The organism is Rhizobium sp. NLR22b (assembly GCF_019685295.1).
In the GTDB taxonomy this organism is placed as follows: domain Bacteria; phylum Pseudomonadota; class Alphaproteobacteria; order Rhizobiales; family Rhizobiaceae; genus Rhizobium.
Window position 1 is genome coordinate 190,219 of record NZ_JABDWM010000013.1, and the last position, 19,238, is coordinate 209,456.

Consider the following 19,238-nt stretch of genomic DNA (forward strand, 5'->3'; position numbering starts at 1 on the left):
AGCAATCTGGGGTATGTGGGTGGTACCTCCATACGCCCATATGATGATCCTCGCCGCGCACCCGACCGACAGGGCTGCGACGCTGCGGAGAGCGCTCGGCTGGGCGCTGACGCACGTTGAAAAGGAACTCTGGTATTGTTTCGCCGACCCGGCTGAACTGCGCCGCGCCGTGCTACCAGGCCGGAAACGGATCTTCGAGGACCGACCAGTCCCGCGGATCCGAGCTGGCCAGGCAGTCGTCCAACGCGCTGCGGACGCCTGTCTCGTCCATGTCAACACCAATGAACACCAGTTCCTGCCGACGATCGCCCCAGGCACTGTCCCATCGGCGCTCGATCTGCTGACGAAACTGGTGGTGGCTCGGCCAGTCCTGCCGGGGGACGGCCGCCCACCAAAGCCCCATGGGTTCGCAGCGCCGCTGCGCGCCGGCCGCCGACATCAGACCCACGTGACGCGGTCGCGTGGCCAGCCAGAAATGACCTTTGGCGCGGATGACCCCCGGCCAGGGCTCGTCCAAGAATGCTCGAAACCGCATGGGGTCGAAGGGACGCCTCGTGCGATAGACAAAGCTCGACACGCCATATTCCTCCGTCTCCGGAACATGATCACCCGGGCTGTACAGCTCCTTGTGCCATAACGGGTGAGCGGCGGCTTTTGCTTCGTCGAAGAGGCCCGTATTGAGAATGGTTGCAAGAGAAACATTGCCGAAGTCCGTCTCCACCTGGTGCGCATCCGGGTTGAGCGCAGCCACCGTCTTGCGGATTTCCGCTCTTAGCTCCTCGGTCGCGTCCGCGATCTTGTTGATCACGACAACGTCGGCAAACTCGATCTGATCCACCAACAGGTCGATGAGTGTCCGCCGGTCCTCGCCGTCCCGCTGCATGCCGCGGTCGCGAAGCAGATCGGCACTGCTGTAATCAGCCAGGAGGCTGGCGGCATCCACGACGGTCACCATCGTGTCAAGTCTGGCAAAATCGGAGAGCGAACCACCGTTCTCGTCGCGGAAGGAAAAAGTGGCAGCGATGGGGCGCGGCTCGGCAATGCCCGTCCCTTCAATCAGCAGATAGTCGTATCGCCTCTCTTCGGCCAGTCGCCGCACTTCCGTCAGGAGGTCATCGCGCAGGGTGCAGCATATGCAGCCATTGCTGAGCTCGATCAACGTCTCCGTCGTGTGCGAGAGGTTGCAGCCGCTGTCGCGAATGAGATTGGCGTCTATATTCACTTCGCTCATGTCGTTGACGATGACGGCAACACGCAGGCCCTGACGGTTGTTCAGGACGTGACTGAGGAGCGTCGTCTTGCCGGCGCCGAGAAAGCCGGCAAGCACTGTCACCGGGAGCCGCTCGCCCTTGTTCATCGCGGTCCCTTGAATGGGAGCGGAGGCAGCTCCCCTCTCTGCGACCCGCATTTGCGTCGTATAAGCCTCATTCCCGATCCTAACTTTATCCTTTGCATCACGCGACGAGTTGCGGCCGGAAGACGACGTCGGCGTAGTAATTGGTTGAGTTGTAGCTGTTGGTCGGGAAAAGACCTGTGGTGGCGGATCCGCCATAGGCATAGACGCCATTGCCGCTGGCCGGCGCCGTCAACGGACCGTTGGTGACGGCGGTCGTGAAGAAATTGTTGGTCGCCACGTAAGCGCCTGTCGTGTGATAGGAGGCGACATAGGTGGTATTGGCGGCGATGGTGACGGGGTTTGTGAAGTTCACCGTCTGCCAGCCGCTCGCGGTGGTGGTGGTGAAGGTGGCGGTGGCAAGCTTGGTTCCCGTCGTGGTCCAAAGGTCGACGACATTCTGACCGTTGTCATTGGCGCTGCGATAGAACCTGATGCCCGTGACATCCCCGGCAACGTTCGACGTGAACTTGACGCCAAGTTCGAGCTGCTGACCATCGTTGAGGGTCCGGGCCGGCGTACTGGAGGCGGAGAACAGGCTGTAGGTTGTCGGCGCCGTCGACACGGCGATGTTGAAGGTCTCGTTGGTCGCAAGGCCGCCGAGATCAGTCGCCGTCACCTTGATGCCATAGGTGGCCGACGTCGTCGGCGTGCCGGAGAAGGTGCGCGTCGAGGCGTTGAAGGTCAGCCAGGAAGGCAGCGCCGTGCCGTCGGCGGCGGTTGCCGAATAGGTCAGCGTCTCGTTGCTGTCGACATCGGTGAAGGTGGTCGTCGGCAGCGTGAAGGAAAAGGCAGAGCCGACGGTGGCATTCTGGGTCGTCGTCTGGACGGCCAGCACCGGCGCATCGTTGGCGCCATGGATGGTGACGGTCAGGTTTGCCGTAGCGGTGGCCCCGGCGGCATCACGCATCGTGTAGCTGAAGACATCACTCAGCGTGTTGGTGGACAGGCGCAGCGCCTGGACGGCGGTATTGGTCTCGTTGATCGTATAGGTATAGGTGCCCGATGCATTGAGCACGAGACTGCCATAGGTGCCGTTCAGCGATGAGCCGAGCGTGCCTGACGTCGTCCCGAAGCGGACCGCCGTCACGGTCTTGGTATCGCCGGCATCCGGATCGGTATCGTTGGTCAGCACGTTGCCGCTGGCGGCCACGCCGCCCGAGCCGTTGGCCACCCCGCCCTTCTCGGTCGCATCCCCCGTATCGGCAACCGCCGTCGGCGTCGTATTCCCGGGCACTGACACGGCGATGTTGAAGGTCTCGTTGGCCGCAAGGCCGCCGAGATCAGTCGCCGTCACCTTGATGCCATAGGTGGCCGACGTCGTCGGCGTGCCGGAGAAGGTGCGCGTCGAGGCGTTGAAGGTCAGCCAGGAAGGCAGCGCCGTGCCGTCGGCGGCGGTTGCCGAATAGGTCAGCGTCTCGTTGCTGTCGACATCGGTGAAGGTGGTCGTCGGCAGCGTGAAGGAAAAGGCAGAGCCGACGGTGGCATTCTGGGTCGTCGTCTGGACGGCCAGCACCGGCGCATCGTTGGCGCCATGGATGGTGACGGTCAGGTTTGCCGTAGCGGTGGCCCCGGCGGCATCACGCATCGTGTAGCTGAAGACATCACTCAGCGTGTTGGTGGACAGGCGCAGCGCCTGGACGGCGGTATTGGTCTCGTTGATCGTATAGGTATAGGTGCCCGATGCATTGAGCACGAGACTGCCATAGGTGCCGTTCAGCGATGAGCCGAGCGTGCCTGACGTCGCCCCGAAGCGGACCGCCGTCACGGTCTTGGTATCGCCGGCATCCGGATCGGTGTCGTTGGTCAGCACGTTGCCGCTGGCGGCCACGCCGCCCGAGCCGTTGGCCACCCCGCCCTTCTCGGTCGCATCCCCCGTATCGGCAACCGCCGTCGGCGTCGTATTCGAACTCGACGTGGTAAACATCACATCGACCCAATAGTTCGTCGACTGGAAGGTGGCCGTGGGAAATAGGCTGTTGCTGCCATAGGCATAGACGCCATTGCCGCTGGCCGGCGCCGTGAGCGGACCGCTGGTTACATTTGAGGTGAAGTAGCCGGTGGTCGACGAATAGTGACCGGTATTCGTATGGTAAGATGCAGTGTAGGTTTGTCCAGCCGTCAGCGATACCGGACTGGTGAAATAGGCGGTCTGCCAGCCGCTGGCAGTCTCGTTCGTGAAGGTGAGGGTCGCAATCCGCGTGCCGGTACTCGACCATAGTGAACCGGTATGCGTGCCGGTATCCTGGCTGCCCTTATAAAAACGAATGCCGGTGACCGTACCTGCGACGGAGGTCTGGAATTTGAAGCCAAGTTCAACCGCCGAGGTATCGTTGGTGTTGACGACCGCTGGCGTCGCCGAACCGAAGAGAGAGGTGTAACTCGGCCCGCTGACGGTGACCGTTCGTCCCGCCGAGGGCGTTTCCAGGTTGACGTTATCATCGACTGCGCGAGACCGGATAGTATAGGTGCCCGTGGCTTGCGGCTGCCAGGTATAAGTCCAGTTCTCATCGCCCGTCGCCGGATGCCAGCTCGCCCCGTTGTCGGTCGAAACCTCGACCGCGGCGATGACCCCACCTCCGGTATCGGCAGCGGTGCCGGTAATCGTCACAGTGGATCCAACGGTCGCCGTGGCGGGCACCGTGATGACCGATGTCGGCGCAGTGTGGTCCAACGAAGCGGTTGCGGCGGTGAGTCCGGACTGCAGCGTTCCCGGCTGAATACCCATGTCGGCAAGCAAATTGACCATTGCCTGCTGCACACGCGGGTCCGTCGGGGTCGCCGTGAGGTCGTGATTGTCGCTGAGCCCCCATGTCCAGTAGACCGTGCCGGCGCCGAATACCAGCGCACCGCTGGGGGCGCGATAGAGGGTCAGATTGTGGGTCGCCGTCGCATTGCCGGTCGTGTTTCCGTAATCGAGCAAGTAGGTGCTGACCGGAAGCGTCGTCGACGACAGCTTCACCAGGCCAGCCGGATCAAAACCGTTATCGGGCGCTTCGTCCCACTCGTAACCGAGATAGTTTTTGGTGAGCGTCGCCGTCTGACCGGGCTGGAGGTTGGCAACGCTCGTATTGCGCCAGAAGCGCAGGTTGGCATCATCATAGCCAACGGTGATGGCGCCAAGATTATTGCCGACATCATCGACCTTGAATAACTGGCCGGTCAGCGAATTCTCCGGATTGCCGCCGCCAATGGCCGGTGGGCTGAAGCGTGGATCGCGGAAGGTGCCTGTCCATTGGTCGGAAGGATCGATATCGCCGCCGGCCCATGTCTCCTTGTAGGTGATGAGGGTGCGATAAGGCGTGCCGTCGGCGCTATAGGCGTTGCCCCAGCGGGTACGCCAATAGACCTCGTTGCCGCTCCAGAACATCAGGTTTACGCCCGCGTCGCGCGCAGCCTCGACATTGGTTCTCTGCTGTCCCGACCAGTATTCGTCATGCCCGGCATCGACATAGGTCTTGTGATTGAGCAAGAGGCTGCCATAGCGGTCGGCGTCGACACCCGACAAGTAGGAGACGTCATAGCCGTTCTGTTCCAGCCAGTAGATACCCGCATATTCGGCGCCGAACAGATAGTCCTGGGGACCGGCGTAAGTGCCGACATTGCCGCGGGTGGCAATCGGCCTGTTGTAGCTGACCGCATAGGCGCGGCCGGCGCCCTGCCCCGTCGCAGGCCCGTTGCCGCCATACAAGTTCGCGCCACCCCAGCCATTGTAAGCTTGCCAGGTCTCATCCGCGGTCTGGAAGACGACGTCACTGTGGCTGTCGTCGTCGCGCACGATGAACGGAATGTGGTTAGATCCGGAGGTACCGTCCTGACGCACGAGCTTGGCGATATAGACGCCCGAGACGGCATCATCAGGTACCGTCCACGACGCCGAGACGGCCCAGTTGCCGGCGTCCACTGTGCCGGTCGTGGCATTGCGCAATGGACTGGGCTGAGTCTGCAATCCGGTATGCTGCATGGTCGCGACCTTGCGCGCTCCCATGCCGCCGTAATAGCCGAGCCGATAGATATCGATCCGGTAATTGGTGGAGTTGGTATTGATCTTAAAGCTGATCGTCTTTCCGTTATCGACGCTGATGTCTGTCGCAAACCCCTCGATGTTGGAGCTACCGGCACCGTTGATGCCCCACTCGCTCTCCGGATTGCCCTGCTTCTGGTTTTCCAGCACGATCGCATTGCTGGCAGCCGCCGCCGTGACCGCCAGACTTTGCGTTGTCGATGACCCCTGCATAGAAGGCTTAGGTGGCTTCGTCACAGAGCCGGACAGGATACCTATATCCTTGGATTTTGTTCCCGTTCCCGTCTCTCCCCCGCCTGGCAGGGTTCCATTGGTGAGCGCCACGTCCGACCATGTTGCGGTTCCGCGCCAGCCCGAGAGCGGGGACAGGTCCCGATCGAAAAGCGGATCGCTGATCGAGGCGCCGATGGCCTGCTTGATCGTCGCGACATAGTCAGGTCCTTCGGTCAGCCTGGTCCCCGGCAATTGACCGTCCTGTTGAAGCAGGGCGCCGCCATGGGCCCAATCGAGGATGCGCGTCGGTGAGGTAAAGTAGCCGCACCCGCACACGCCAAAGGGCATGCCGAAGGCCAGCGAATTCGCGCCGGCGTCGTGCGCGGTCGCCTGCCCTGACGGGCTCGATTCGAGAATAACGACCTTGCCCGAATGAGCACGTCCGGCCGCCACCTTAGGAACACCTTCCCCCGAAGCTGTCGATGCCGGGCTTTGCGGCAGATAGGCAGCCAGAGGATCGTCGCCCATGGAGCTCATTCCGGGATAGGAGCTCATTCCGGTATAGGTGCGCTGAAGGGACGATGTCGTCCCGAACGCAACTCCGTCCGCGTGCCACGGGAAACTCGCAAGATTCGGCATAGAACCCGACAGCGCGGCCCCGTCACCGCTTAGAATTCTCATTTCGCTAGGCGTGGCGATCGTGTCGGTTAAGGGCCGCTCGTCGACGTTTTTGTCCGAGTCGCCGTTCACGTGCGCTTTCTGCCCATGATGTTCGTTGAGGGCCGCATCCTTATAGGGATCGTCGACAAGGGTGCCCTGCTTGTGTCCATCGGCGGTTTGCACCAATGCCGCAAGTTGAGCACTATCCCTATGCTTTTCAGCAGGCTTGCGCGGTCTCTCTTTTCCGCCGACGGTGAACCACCGGGGCACCAGCGAGTCCAGGAGGAGTGAGCGCGAAGTCCACCGGCGGGCGTTGCGATACATGGCAGGCACCTCTCGCGAAATTTATAAGATCAAATCTATGAGCGATCGTTTGACACCAGCCTGGAAGTATAGCCGAAAAACAGGCGAGTATATCCTACACCTTTTGCTCTACATGCGGTATCCTTTGGGCAACGGCCGTATCGTATAAACCCAATAAAGTTGAGACCGGCGGGCCGCAGAGCTTGGCTGCGCTCGGTGCAAGGCCCAAGCCGTGGCGGTGGCTTCTTCCACCATCGCCCCATGGCGGCACTGACGCCGGAAACGCCCAAGCAGGAACAACGGAGGTGGTCTGCCGAGCTATGGCAAGAGCCGTCGGGATCGCGGCGTGTTCAATCCGGAACGAGGATGCGATCGCGGTCGTTCGCGGCTAGAACGCCTATTCCTGCGTGCATGAGCTATTGATTTTCCAAGATGATACCTCTCTGAGATATACGCTCCTGCTCGATTTAGACTGAGGCACCCGCCCCCACCTCATCAAAATTGATGAGGCAAAGCAAACGACCTCCACCTTCCTCAAGCCTTCGCCAGACTGCACACTAACAATGCGGCGTCGGACCTACCGGCCGGCGGTCGAACAGCGTGAAGGCATTGGATCAGCATCCGTGCAAGGATGTTTCGCAGGCGAGATATGTGTATGAATTTATCGCACCGCATCCCCAAGCTGCTCTTTCGCACGGCGTATGTCATCAGTGCGTTCGCCTTTCTTGTCGGAGCCGTGTCTCCGGCTCTCGCTGATGGCGCATCCTTGGCACCCCAAACGAAGATCCGTCTGACGATCGTCCAATGGATGCAGTCCAAAGGCCAATACGAACGATGGGATGCACTTGGTGGCGAATACACGGTCTCGGATGAGGGCACGGTTTTCCTGCCCTTTCTCGGATCCCTTTCCGTCGACAATCTTAAAAAGAGTGACCTCACAAACGAAATCGCCAAGCGTCTGCAGGAGAAAATCGGACTGGTTCAGCCACCCGCGGTCACGATCGAAATTCTCGAATATCCGCCAATCTATGTTGTGGGAGACGTAACCACGCCGGGAGAGTATAAGTACCGCCCTGGGCTTACCGTTCTGCAATCCCTAGCGATGAGCGGCGGCCCGTTTCGCTCTAAAACTCCGCTGCAAACGGAGTCGATCAAGCTCGTCGGAGAATTGCGGGAAATAGATCATTCTATCCTGCGCAGCACGGCGAAACTGTCGCGACTCCAGGCGGAGATGGCCGGTGCGAAGGAAATTACCTTCGATCAGGCGGCAGGGGCCGATCAGCAATTTTCCGCTGGGATATACAGCGAGGAGAGGGTCATTTTTCAAGCTCGTGCAAATGCGCTGGAGCGGCAGTCAAAGGCGCTCACGGAATTGCGCGAACTTTTGACCACCGAAATTTCAACTTTGGAAGAGAAACTGGTGGGCGCCGACGATAATATCAAATCAGTCGAGGACCAGCTGACCAGCGTCAAGTCCCTGGTGCAGAAAGGCCTCACGATCTCGTCGAGGCAGTTGGACCTGGAACGGTTGCTGACGACCTACCGTTCCGACAAGCTCGACCTCGTTACCGCCATCATGCGGGGTCGTCAGGCAGTCAGCGAGACAACGCGGAATCTCGAGGGCCTGTCCGACACGCGTCGGAGCGAAGTCGCGGTCGAAGCGCAGGCGGAACGGGCAAATCTCGATCAGCTCAAGATGAAGCGTGAGATGACGCAGAAGCTGCTTATCGATCAACTTGCTGCCGACGACGGCTTGAAAAACCGCAGCGTGGAGCTCCCGATCACTTTTACCGTCAGCCGGCGGAATGAAGGACGAATCGATCAATTCCAAGCCTCAGAAACGACGACACTGGCGCCGGGTGACGTCGTGAGAGTTGTTCGGCCGCAAATTCCGGACGAGCCGTCCGGGCCCACCTCCGATCAATCTGGGGAGATGGAGCCAGAGACGCTCGCAAATCGGACAAGCCAGTGACCTGCGACGAAAGCATGACCAAGGTGAAAGCGGCGGTGAGACCTACGGAGGTGAGATCCCGCCGCCTCGAATATCATGAGCGATATGACGGTCGCAAAAAGACCGCGCGCGCGGTGCATCCCCGAAGCTGCGTTGGGCGCCAGGCCCAGGGTAAAGCGTCGGAGATGCAGCCCGACAGGATAAACGCTGGGGATATCTGATGACGTTGCGCATGATCCCGCCCAGCGGCCAGTCTTATACCCAAATACTGAAGTCGACGATGCTGATGGGCGGTTCCTCGCTGGTGAATGTCGCTCTTAGCATCGTTCGCAACAAAGCCCTGGCTGTTCTGCTCGGGCCGGAAGGGGTGGGGCTTATCGGCCTTTACGGGGCAATCCTCGATATCGCGCAGGCGATAGCTGGTATGGGAGTGAGCAGCAGCGGTGTGCGCCGGGTCGCCGAGGCGGCGGGCGCCGACGACGGAGAGAGGATCGCGCGGTCGGCGACAGCGCTCAGACGCATCTCGCTGGTGCTCGGGCTGCTCGGCGGGCTTTTGCTTGCGGCGTTGGCTCTTCCGGTCTCGAAATTCACTTTCGGCGACTACCAGCACGTCGGCGGCATTGTACTGCTCTCCCTTGCCGTATTCTTTCGCATAGTGTCTACCGGACAGGCCGCTTTGATCCAAGGCTTGCGGGGCATTGCCAATCTGGCCCGCATCAACGTGCTTTCCGGACTCTTCGGCACGATGGTCAGCATCCCGTTGATCTATCTGTTCGGCGAAAAGGCGATTGTACCCTCTCTCGTGGCGATCGCGGCCGTCTCGGTGCTTCCCACCTGGTGGTACAGCAAACACATATCCACGCAGCCACCGCCCATGTCGGTGCGTCAGTTCGGCCGGGAAGCGAAAGCCCTGTTCAGTCTCGGCATGGCGTTCATGGCAAGCGGACTTCTGACGTTCGGCGCCGCCTATGCCATCCGCATCATCGTGCTGAATGAAGGGGGAGTTGTGGCGGCGGGATTATACCAGGCAGCCTGGGCGTTAGGCGGTCTCTACGCCGGTTTCATCCTGCAGGCGATGGGAACAGACTTCTATCCGCGCCTGACCGCAATCGCCGACAACAAGGCCGAGTGCAACCGGCTGGTCAATGAGCAGGCGGAAATCAGCATGCTGCTGGCCGGCCCCGGTCTGATCGCCACTTTGACCCTGGCGCCGCTCGTGATGAGCATGTTCTATTCCGCGGAATTTCATGGGGCTGTGGAGCTCCTGCGCTGGATCTGCCTTGGAATGATGCTCAGGATCGTCGCCTGGCCGATGGGTTTCATCGTGCTCGCGAGGGGCGCGCAGACGATCTTCTTCTGGACGGAGGTCGCAGCAACGCTGGTACATGTGGGGCTGGCTTGGCTCTTCGTAGCGAAGCTCGGCACGACTGGAGCCGGCATGGCGTTTTTCGGTCTCTACGTCTGGCATAGTATTCTGATTTACCTGATCGTGCGTCGCCTCACCGGCTTCCGCTGGTCGCGCGCCAATCGCAGGCACGCGCTGCTCTTCCTGCCTGCGTCGGGGATGGTCGTCTCGGCCTTTTTGCTCTTGCCGTCATGGTCGGCCATGGTGATCGGCTGCATCGCCATCGTCGCGACCGGGCTTTACTCGCTGCGCATGTTGGTCGAACTGCTTCCGCCGGAGTCGGTGCCCGCAATCGTCCGAGGATGGATCACGAAATCCGCATGAAAAAAAGCGCGCATCAGAGGATGCACGCTTTCCTGATGTTGTACGACATGCTGCCGTGTGCCGGCGTCAGTTCAGGCAGGTACGGCGTCCGGCTCGGGCTGACGGACGACGCGCCCGGTGCTGGCGTCGGCAAGGGCCTGGCGCAATGCCTCAACGACCCTGACGATATCAACTGGCGTCATCTGCGCATAAAGCGGCAGGATGACGGTCTGCTGCTGCGCCGATATGCTTCGCGTCAGGCTGGTGGCGGCGCGATGAGAGCTTAGGCCGGAATAGGCTCCCTCCAGGTGAATGTTCATCACGCCGCGCCGCGTTGATATCCCCTGATCGAGCAGCGCTTGCATGACTGCGCGCTGGTCGATTTCGTCAGACAATCTCACGCAGAAGCTTTGCCAGTTGCTGCGAGCCCAGCCAGGCTCGGTCGGAATCGACAGGCCTGGGATCGTGGACAGCCCCTCGCAATACTGCAATGCAAGCCGCCTTCGCTCCGCAACCAGCTCCGGCAGCCGCCGCAGTTGCACCCGTCCGACCGCGGCCTGGAGGTCGGTCATACGGTAGTTGTAGCCCAGCTCATCATAATCCTCGAAGATCACCTGTTTGGAGCCGTGGCGGACAGCGTCGGTGACGCTCATGCCATGCTGGCGCCACAGCCGGAATTTTCTGTCATATTCCGGATTCACAGTCGTCAGCATGCCGCCATCACCCGTGGTGACGACCTTGCGGGGATGGAATGAGAAGCAGGCAATATCGCCATGCGGTTTGCCGATCTTTTCCCAACGCCCTTCCCACAGAATTTCGCTTCCCGTCGCACAGGCCGCATCCTCGATAACCGGTACCGAATGGCGTTTGCCGATCGCCACGATCGAACGGAGATCGCAGGGCATGCCGAGCTGATGCACGCACAGGATTGCCTTGGTGCGGGGCGTGATTGCCGCTTCGATCAAGCTCGGGTCCATATTGTAACCATCCGGCTCGATATCGACGAAGACAGGCACCGCATTACAGTATCGAACAGCATTCGCGGTTGCGATGAACGAGTGGCTGACGGTGATGACCTCATCGCCAGCGCTGACGCCCACCGCCATCAAGGCGAGATGAAGCGCGGTCGTGCAGTTGGAAACGGCACAAGCGTGCTCGGTGCCGACGAAGGCTGCGAATTCTTTCTCAAATGCCGCGACTTCCGGCCCCTGCGTCACCCATCCCGACAGGATGACACGGCGCGTGGCCTCAGCCTCTTCCTCTCCGAGGACGGGTTTGGCAACGGGGATTGTCGATAACAACGGGCTCATGCAGCCTGACCTCCTGCCGAAGCAGTCTTCGACTGCCACCACATGACAAGGTCACGAAGCCCCTGCTCCATCGAAATTTCCGCCTTGAAGCCCAGAAGTCTTTCGGCCTTGCTGATATCGGCAAGACGACGCGTGACGCCGTTGACGGCGCGCGCCTCTTTGTGTTGCGGCTCGAGTGAGGATCCCATGATGTCGCTCAGCATCCGCGCGAGTTCCAGCAGGCTTATTTCCCTGCCGCTCGCGACGTTGAACACCTCGTCCGTAACGTCGCTCTTTGCCGCCAGCATGTTTGCCCGCGCAATATCGCGTGCATCCACGAAGTCCATCGTCTGGCTGCCGTCCCCATAGACGAGCGGCGGCATTCCGGCCGCCAGGCGTTCCATCCAGCGGATCAGAACTTCCGTATAGGCACCGTAAACGTCCATTCGCGGTCCATAAACGTTGAAATAACGCAGCGCCACATAGCGCAGGCCGTACATTTCCGCGAAACTGCGCAATAGACCTTCGTTGAAGGTCTTGGCCGCGCCGTAGATCGTCCGGTTATTGTAGGGGTGATGCTGTTCGGTCGTCGGGAAGCTTTCAGCAAGCCCCAGCACGGAGGCAGAGGAGGCCGCGACGACCTTCGACACGCCTGCCTTGACCGCAGCTTCAAGGACATTGAACGTGCCCTCGGCCAGAACATCGAAGGCGAGCCGCGGTTCTTCCGCGCATTGCGTGATGCGGATCGCAGCCTGGTGGAAGACGATGTCGACGCCTTCGAAGGTTTTCGCCAGCAGTGCCCTGTCGCGGATATCGCCCTCGATGATGTTGACGGAGCCGCTTGATATTGCCGTGCTGAGATTGTCCCGGCGCCCACGCACGAAATTGTCGAGGACGATGATCTCGCGAGGTTTTTCCAAGGCAACAAGATCGGCAATATGCGAACCGATCAGACCGGCACCACCGGTGATGAGCACTCGTTTGTTTCTCATGATCTTCCCTCACGCGACATGTTCGTCATCGGATCATTCTCCGAACGCCAACGGATGAATTTTGCCGGTACACCGGCGGCAACCGAGAACGGCTCGACGTCGGAAACGACGACTGCCCCCGCTCCAACGATCGCCCCCTTCCCGATGGTCACTCCGGGAAGAATGGTCGCATTTGTTCCGATGTCGGCCTCTGCACAGATGCGCACCGGCCTGATTTCAAGATCCGTGCGGATGATCGGCACATCCACCGGCAGTGCCGTGTGGGTCGAGCCAAGCACCTTGGCGCCCGGCCCCCACCCGACAGAATCCTCGATCACCAGGTCGCGCGCGTCGAAATAGGACATCGGCCCGATCCAGACATTGTCGCCAATGACGCAGGTGCCGTCGTAGCGTCCCTGGATGTAGGCCTGAGCGCCGATGAACACGCCGCTGCCGATTTCGAATGTTTCCGGATGTTTGAAACCGGCGCCGCTGGCAACCTGCAGGCCTTCGCCGCAGTTCCGTGTGATAGCCTGCCAGATGGCTTTGCGCATCAGCCCGTCGACGAACCCGTCGCCCGTCGCGAAACGGCCGTAGAGTTCGATCAGACCGCCACGTCCATATGATTGCCTGAGCTCTTCGGCGAGCCCCGCCTGATAGGCTGGATCTGCCGGCTTCTGGCTACGGCCGTGAACGGCCTGCACGACGCGAGCCTCGCGTGGATTAACTGACATAGGCATACTCCAGCGCAGCCGCGACCTGATCGACGTGCTGCACGGGCATTTCAGGGTAGATCGGCAAGGAGAGGACCTCGCGTGCGGCGGCTTCCGAGACCGGGAAGTCGCCGACCTGGTAACCGAGGTCGGCATGGGCCTTCTGCAAATGAACGGGGATCGGATAGTGCAAACCAGACGGAATGCCCTCTGCTGTGAGCACACGTTGCAGGCCATCGCGATCGTGGCTTCTGATGGCGTAGACATGGTAGACATGCCGCCGCTCCGGCACTTCGACAGGCGTTCGCAAATGCGGCGATCCTGCAAGCAGGGAGGAGTAGCGGCGACCATGCGAACGACGGGCTTCGGTCCAGGCTTCGAGATGCCGGAGCTTGACGCGCAGAATGGCTCCCTGGATGGCGTCCATGCGATAGTTGAAGCCCTTCAGCAGATGGTGATAGCGCTGCTCCTGACCCCAATCCCGCAGCATGCGCATTGTCTTGGCCTGCTCATCGCTGTTCGTGACGGCGATCCCGCCCTCGCCGCAGGCGCCGAGGTTTTTGCCCGGATAGAAGCTGAAGCAGCCAGATGCGCCGATGCTGCCGGCGCGCGCGCCCTTATACCGGGCGCCATGTGCCTGGCAGGCGTCCTCGATGACCGGGATCTGGTGGTGATCAGCGACTTCCATGATGCCATCCATATCGGCCATCTGGCCGTAGAGATGGACGGGAATGATCGCCTTGGTCCGGGAGGTGATCTTCGCCTCGAGCTGAGCCGGATCCATGGTGAGCGTCATCGGCTCGACATCGACGAATACGGGTGTTGCGCCCGTGTAGCAGATCGCCGACACGGTCGCGACGAAGGTGAACGGCACGGTGATGACTTCATCGCCGGGACCGACGCCCGCCGCAAGCAGAGACAGGTGCAGGGCGCTCGTTCCGGTGTTGAGGGCAATTGCATGTTTGACGTTGCAATAGTCGGCGAATTCCTGCTCAAGCCGGATGACTTCCTCGCCCAGGATGTATTGCCCCGAGGCCAGCACGCCGAGCACTGCGGCATCGATTTCGCTCTTGATCGATTGATATTGTGCTTTGAGGTCCAGAAAGGGGATCATGCAATGCGCCTCGCCTCTTCGAGCTCGATGATACGACCGCGCTGGGCGAGCGACCGGCTCGCCGCTTCAAGGATGCGAACGACGCGCAGCCCGGCCTGGCCGTCTGCAATGGGGCGCGAATTCTGCTCGATGCACTCGACGAATTGATCCAGTTCGCGTTTCAATGCCTCGGTCATATCGAGCTTGGGCGCCCACATATCGCCGCTGCGGTAGCCGACCAGCATCTGATGCACCTTCTCGCCGTACGCATCGGAATTGGGGCACATGGTGATGCCCTTGTCATAGACCTTGATTTTTTCACTGGGCTCCAGATCGTCATAGACGATCATCTTGTTGCTGCAGCCGATCAGCGTGCGGCGGACCTTCACCGGGGCCAGCCAATTGACGTGAACGTGGGCGATAAGCTTGCTTTCGAAGAAGAGCGTCAGATAGGCGATGTTCTCCGGCTCGCCGAGCACATGGCTCATGCCCGTCGCTGAAACAGCCACCGGCCTTTCCTGCACGACATGGTCCAGGATAGAGAGATCATGCACGGCGAGGTCCCAGATGACGCTGACATCATGCTGGAAGAGCCCAAGATTGACCCGAACCGAGTCGTAATAATACATGTCGCCGAGGCCGCTTTCGACCAGTTCACGCATCTTTCGGACGGCGCCGGTATGGACGAAGGTATGATCCACGGCCAGCACGAGGCGGCGGCGCGCGGCTTCCTCGACCATCCGTGCGGCTTCGTCCGTCGTCGATGCCATAGGCTTTTCGACGAAGACATGCTTTCCGGCCATCATTGCCTGCATTGCAAGCTTGAAATGCGTCGAGACCGGCGTCGCAATGGCGATTGCATCCACTCTCGGATCGGCCAGAACTTCCTCGAATTTATCGGTGATCGTTATTGCGGGATACCGGCTCTTAACAGCCGCCAACCGTTCGACATTGAGATCACAGACTGAAACGAGGTGGGCGCCGGCCGCTTCCGAGATGTTACGAACCAGATTCGGACCCCAATACCCATATCCGACGACAGCGATACCGATCATTCGATTTCTCCCAACGCAAACATGTCGACCGGTCCGTCATTGACGCGGCCGATCACCCGAGCCGGAACGCCCGCGACGATGGCGCCCTCAGGCACGTCCTTTGTTACAACCGCTCCGGCGCCAACCTGCGCGGCCTCTCCGATGGTCACACCTGGCAGAATGGTGGCGTTGCTGCCGATCGACGCGTGTCGCTTGACCAGCGTCGGGATGAGGACCCAGTCGGCCTCCGTCTGCAGGCTGCCATCCGGATTAATGGCGCGCGGGTAGGTGTCGTTCGTAAACATGACCCCGTGGCCGATGAAGACGCCGTCTTCCAGTGTCACGCCCTCACAGAGGAAGGAATGGCTGGAGATCTTGCAGTCTTTTCCGACCACGACGTTCTTCTGAATCTCGACGAAGGTGCCGATGCGCGTCCTTGCGCCGATCGTGCAGCCATACAGATTCACGAGATCTCGATGGTAGATGACGCTGCCGTCACCCAGCTTGACATTTGATGCAATCATCCCTGCAAACCCCTACTACTCCCAACAGGGCCCGATTTTTCAGTTGAACAAACAATCGGGCGATTGCGTCCAAGGTTTCAAACCAACAGGACAACTATTTCTCTGCACTCCAAAGAGAATTGTTTTCTTCGCCCGAGTAAAGAAACAAAACGTTTAAGCTTATTCACCTAAAGGCGTACCTACTTATGACGACTTACACCCTGGTTCACGTCCTCCACCAGCATTGGTGGCAAGCTCACACCTTCCGCACCCATTGCCGGGCCTACGCCGGAGACAGTGATTGTTTCCATACATTTAGTGGCTCGTCGCAAAACTGACATGTAACAACAGAGACTATCTTGCAGGAATCCCAGTAAGACCTAAGTCTACACTCAGGCTTATCTTCCCGTTTTCATCCCGTTATAGAAGTTGTGCTGTACTTAGCCTATATTAGCTACTGTAACGTTCCGCGAATTGTGGTATTCGATTCCTACTTTAGAGTTTCCTAAGCCCCCGTATTGAGAGGGGTCGGTACTCGGGTCGTAGTGAAGCGTAACGTGTTAGAGGGAGGGTGAAGCTGTGAATTCAGCACTTATACCGAATTTGGACCTCAGGCAGGAGAACGTAGCTCTTCCCCTTAAGTTAGAAAATAACGAGCACGCACCTGCAAAGTCGGCAAGGCAAACTCATTCGCTTGTTATTCTCGACAATCGTGAGCTCGATCGCCAATGCCTGGCGCAATGCATGGCTGCGCAAAAGGCGGATTTGCAGATCCTGGCCTTTGGATCCATTGAGGAGTGGAAGCAGAAGCGCGACGAATACGCTCCGCTTTCGGCGATCCTTTTGAACGTCGGCGGCAAAAAGGTCGATGAACCGGCCGTTTCGGAGCAAATCCGGAAGCTTTCGTCGGAATTCGCTGCCACACCCCTTATCGTATTGGCTGATAGCGACGATTTCGGCCAAATCGTCAGGGCTCTTGAGTATGGTGCCAAAGGGTTCATACCCGCCTCAGTCAGCGTCAGCGTCTGCATGGAGCTAATCGCGCTGTCGGTGGCAGGAGGAATATTTGTGCCTGCAAGCGCCCTGTTCGCCATGCGTCACCTGCTCGACTCGAGCAACTCGACCGCCCACCCGCTCGCCGGCATATTCACGGATCGTCAGGCAGAAGTGGTGGAGGCGCTCCGACGCGGAAAGGCGAACAAGATCATCGCCTATGAGCTCAATCTCCGAGAAAGCACGGTGAAGGTGCATGTTCGCAATATCATGAAAAAGGTAAAAGCGACGAACAGAACGGAAGTCGTGTTCAAGCTCAACGATCTTTTTCAGAATAATCTTTCGGGCGGGTTAGCAGCACACTGACGGATGCCAATGCGGTCAGCCGATCAGATCCTGCTCCGCATCGCGAGCACATTCTCTCTTAAAACATCCCGGTGGATGCACGGAAATACGCCGAGTCGATGATCTAAAGCGTGCCGCGATCTTTCGGATTCGCGTGTCACGCTTCAGGTCTTTGTTTTCCGCAATTGCATTTTCCCCACAGCTAATTGCCGGTGCCCACAGGATGCTTGGAAAGCGCCGTTCGAATCCTGCGCAACCGCGCTTTCTGCGAATGAGGGATAAGACCCCGCGCAAGATGCCAGAGATATCGGAACTCCGGCAGAGGCGGCACATTTGGCCTCAAGCCATTCAGGCGCAGTTTGATCATCAGGCCGTCGATGCACGAATAGAGTCGCAGGCGCCAGCCAGCACCAGGTTTGAACTGTGGAGGTGCCACTTTCTCGCCACCGCTTGCGCTAAGCGGAGCATGACGAAGAATATTTGCAAGATCTGGCTGCCGGCACCGTTCAAGAATCTCGGCGAACCATCCAAACCACTCGGTGTCGGTTCGGTCGAAAAGCTGATGAATGCTTTTTCGATCCCGGCCATGCCTTCCCAAGGCGACCCCATCGGCTGAGCGAGCGAGCTGCGCGATGACGAGGCGCGCGCGCCTGAATTCGTCATGGGACAGAGATGGATAGAAATCTTGCAGCTTCCGCGCCCGTTCAAACTGGCCTCTGCAAATCAAAGCAAGAAGGAAGTAGGCCCATTCGACCGGATCCGGATCGAGCGCCCCATATTCGATGATGGTCACCTTGACCAGATCCACCAGAAGATCACAGGCGCGGTCGGCGTCGCCCTCCTGTAATGCGCAGATGGCAAGGCGGAATTTCGCTTCGGGCAAGTAGGATACGTAGTCGAGACAGCTGAGGTAGCGGTGCTTGGCCTCCTCCACCCTGCCCTGCTGGAGAAGCAGGTCTCCCTGCTTCAGCAAGGTGCGATCGCATGCTTCCCCGACGATATGGACGCTCTCTTGCTTTGAGATACGCCTGACCTTTGTAAGATCGCCGAAGGGGCCGGACTGGATGATCCTTTCGCCGAACTGCAGGCTCTTGTTCAGCGTGAACCACTGATATACTTGCGGCCTGTGGCTCAACGTATGACGCGAATGGATCAGGCTGAAACCGGCTGTCGTGATACGTCTTAGTTCGTCAGGATGGGCAAAAAGATAGTCCAGTCGCTCGACTACATTGCTGCCGTCAACAAAGACACAGTTCTGCATGTCGACAAAGCCGGCCGCCTCCACGGCTGCCGTGCGTTCTGTCACGAGACAGGCCTTTGCCCCGGGGATCTCAAAATGCTTGCGCACGACCTCGCCGCCCATAGTGCCGCATGTGGGGACGACGAAGCTCGCGTTCAGCGCGCGCGCATAGGCTTCTCCAGATAGGAGCTGGGCGGCCAGCTTGCTCTCATAGGCGTGTTGCGGCGAGACCAGGCAGGGGTAACGGTCGCGGATCGTCGGAAAGACCATCTGTCGCCAGGGATAAAGACCATAGGCCTGACCCGTGAGCGTGACCGGGATGACCTTTTGCTGCCCATAGTCGCGGTAGACTTCGGGATCGATGAAATTTGGCCAGACGAACAGATTCTCCCTCATTGCCGGCATATATTCCGGCGCCATGGTTGCGATCGCGAAATAGGTCTCGATGCCCCAGTGCTCCATATCGGAAAGAAAGCCGGCGCGTCGGTCGCACCACGCATCGGCGTTATGAAGACCGAGCTTCGGAACGGCGAGATGGGTATTGGTGTTTGTGATTTTTATCCGACGTGAGCCATGCGACCGGTAACCGCTTTCAAACAACGTCAGATCCGGTTCGTACCTGTCGCATATCTCTGCATAATCGCAGTCGCGATTAACGACGAAGACATCGAAATGTGTTGCAAGACATTTGACCTGCTGCTGCATGTGCAGCAGCAGGTAACTGGCCGCGTTCGCGTTGGGCTGATGGTCCCATTGAAAAAAAACGAGCCGCGGCTTTCGATGATCGACTTTGCTGTTCATGTCC

General features: G+C 59.5%; 12 protein-coding genes. 3 read left to right on the top strand and 9 right to left on the bottom strand.

Annotated elements, in window-relative coordinates:
* Positions 1-172: 172 nt before the first annotated feature.
* Together HJC00_RS21450 and HJC00_RS21455 are read right to left on the bottom strand one after the other, a co-directional pair.
* Positions 173-1,357 carry a GTP-binding protein gene (locus HJC00_RS21450; protein WP_221164574.1) on the bottom strand — a complete coding sequence of 395 codons (1,185 nt, stop codon included), beginning with the start codon at positions 1,355-1,357 and terminating at the stop codon, positions 173-175.
* Between the two features lie 97 nt (positions 1,358-1,454).
* Positions 1,455-6,614, bottom strand: coding sequence for a DUF4082 domain-containing protein (locus HJC00_RS21455; protein ID WP_221164575.1), 5,160 nt, complete (start codon positions 6,612-6,614; stop codon positions 1,455-1,457).
* A gap of 634 nt (positions 6,615-7,248) precedes the next feature.
* Between HJC00_RS21455 and HJC00_RS21460 the strand changes: the two genes are divergently transcribed.
* Both HJC00_RS21460 and HJC00_RS21465 read left to right on the top strand, forming a co-directional pair.
* Positions 7,249-8,565, top strand: a complete 1,317-nt coding sequence (locus tag HJC00_RS21460) for a polysaccharide biosynthesis/export family protein (protein ID WP_221147327.1) — start codon at positions 7,249-7,251, stop codon at positions 8,563-8,565.
* Positions 8,566-8,764: 199 nt separating this feature from the next.
* Positions 8,765-10,273 (top strand): O-antigen translocase, encoded by a 1,509-nt coding sequence (locus HJC00_RS21465; protein ID WP_221155878.1) that lies wholly within the window; start codon positions 8,765-8,767, stop codon positions 10,271-10,273.
* A 71-nt stretch (positions 10,274-10,344) separates the two neighbouring features.
* On the opposite strand, the gene HJC00_RS21470 is transcribed toward HJC00_RS21465, so the two are convergent.
* Genes HJC00_RS21470 through HJC00_RS21495 form a run of 6 tightly spaced genes read right to left on the bottom strand, consistent with a single transcriptional unit; the run spans position 10,345 to position 15,876 of the window.
* Positions 10,345-11,562 (bottom strand): DegT/DnrJ/EryC1/StrS aminotransferase family protein, encoded by a 1,218-nt coding sequence (locus HJC00_RS21470; RefSeq protein WP_221155879.1) that lies wholly within the window; start codon positions 11,560-11,562, stop codon positions 10,345-10,347.
* Positions 11,559-12,533 carry an NAD-dependent epimerase/dehydratase family protein gene (locus tag HJC00_RS21475; protein ID WP_210628503.1) on the bottom strand — a complete coding sequence of 325 codons (975 nt, stop codon included), beginning with the start codon at positions 12,531-12,533 and terminating at the stop codon, positions 11,559-11,561. Before HJC00_RS21475 ends, HJC00_RS21470 begins: the two co-directional genes overlap by 4 nt.
* Positions 12,530-13,246 carry a DapH/DapD/GlmU-related protein gene (locus tag HJC00_RS21480; RefSeq protein ID WP_221164576.1) on the bottom strand — a complete coding sequence of 239 codons (717 nt, stop codon included), beginning with the start codon at positions 13,244-13,246 and terminating at the stop codon, positions 12,530-12,532. The genes HJC00_RS21475 and HJC00_RS21480 overlap by 4 nt, the downstream gene beginning before the upstream one ends.
* Positions 13,236-14,339 (bottom strand): DegT/DnrJ/EryC1/StrS aminotransferase family protein, encoded by a 1,104-nt coding sequence (locus HJC00_RS21485; protein ID WP_221147332.1) that lies wholly within the window; start codon positions 14,337-14,339, stop codon positions 13,236-13,238. The genes HJC00_RS21480 and HJC00_RS21485 overlap by 11 nt, the downstream gene beginning before the upstream one ends.
* Positions 14,336-15,373, bottom strand: a complete 1,038-nt coding sequence (locus HJC00_RS21490; protein ID WP_210628506.1) for a Gfo/Idh/MocA family protein — start codon at positions 15,371-15,373, stop codon at positions 14,336-14,338. The genes HJC00_RS21485 and HJC00_RS21490 overlap by 4 nt, the downstream gene beginning before the upstream one ends.
* Positions 15,370-15,876 carry an acyltransferase gene (locus HJC00_RS21495; protein ID WP_210628507.1) on the bottom strand — a complete coding sequence of 169 codons (507 nt, stop codon included), beginning with the start codon at positions 15,874-15,876 and terminating at the stop codon, positions 15,370-15,372. Before HJC00_RS21495 ends, HJC00_RS21490 begins: the two co-directional genes overlap by 4 nt.
* Before the next feature lie 558 nt (positions 15,877-16,434).
* Between HJC00_RS21495 and HJC00_RS21500 the strand changes: the two genes are divergently transcribed.
* Positions 16,435-17,214: a response regulator transcription factor gene (locus HJC00_RS21500; RefSeq protein WP_210628508.1), complete on the top strand. Its 780-nt coding sequence runs from the start codon at positions 16,435-16,437 to the stop codon at positions 17,212-17,214.
* Between the two features lie 181 nt (positions 17,215-17,395).
* On the opposite strand, the gene HJC00_RS21505 is transcribed toward HJC00_RS21500, so the two are convergent.
* A complete protein-coding gene (locus tag HJC00_RS21505) occupies positions 17,396-19,234 on the bottom strand; it encodes a glycosyltransferase (RefSeq protein ID WP_221164577.1) in 1,839 nt (612 codons plus the stop codon).
* Positions 19,235-19,238 lie beyond the last annotated feature (4 nt).

Coding starts and splice junctions, on each gene's coding strand:
- HJC00_RS21450 (WP_221164574.1), bottom strand. CDS start 1,357: ATGAACAAGGGCGAGCGGCTCCCGGTGACAGTGCTTGCCGGCTTTCTC.
- HJC00_RS21455 (WP_221164575.1), bottom strand. CDS start 6,614: ATGTATCGCAACGCCCGCCGGTGGACTTCGCGCTCACTCCTCCTGGAC.
- HJC00_RS21460 (WP_221147327.1), top strand. CDS start 7,249: ATGAATTTATCGCACCGCATCCCCAAGCTGCTCTTTCGCACGGCGTAT.
- HJC00_RS21465 (WP_221155878.1), top strand. CDS start 8,765: ATGACGTTGCGCATGATCCCGCCCAGCGGCCAGTCTTATACCCAAATA.
- HJC00_RS21470 (WP_221155879.1), bottom strand. CDS start 11,562: ATGAGCCCGTTGTTATCGACAATCCCCGTTGCCAAACCCGTCCTCGGA.
- HJC00_RS21475 (WP_210628503.1), bottom strand. CDS start 12,533: ATGAGAAACAAACGAGTGCTCATCACCGGTGGTGCCGGTCTGATCGGT.
- HJC00_RS21480 (WP_221164576.1), bottom strand. CDS start 13,246: ATGTCAGTTAATCCACGCGAGGCTCGCGTCGTGCAGGCCGTTCACGGC.
- HJC00_RS21485 (WP_221147332.1), bottom strand. CDS start 14,339: ATGATCCCCTTTCTGGACCTCAAAGCACAATATCAATCGATCAAGAGC.
- HJC00_RS21490 (WP_210628506.1), bottom strand. CDS start 15,373: ATGATCGGTATCGCTGTCGTCGGATATGGGTATTGGGGTCCGAATCTG.
- HJC00_RS21495 (WP_210628507.1), bottom strand. CDS start 15,876: ATGATTGCATCAAATGTCAAGCTGGGTGACGGCAGCGTCATCTACCAT.
- HJC00_RS21505 (WP_221164577.1), bottom strand. CDS start 19,234: ATGAACAGCAAAGTCGATCATCGAAAGCCGCGGCTCGTTTTTTTTCAA.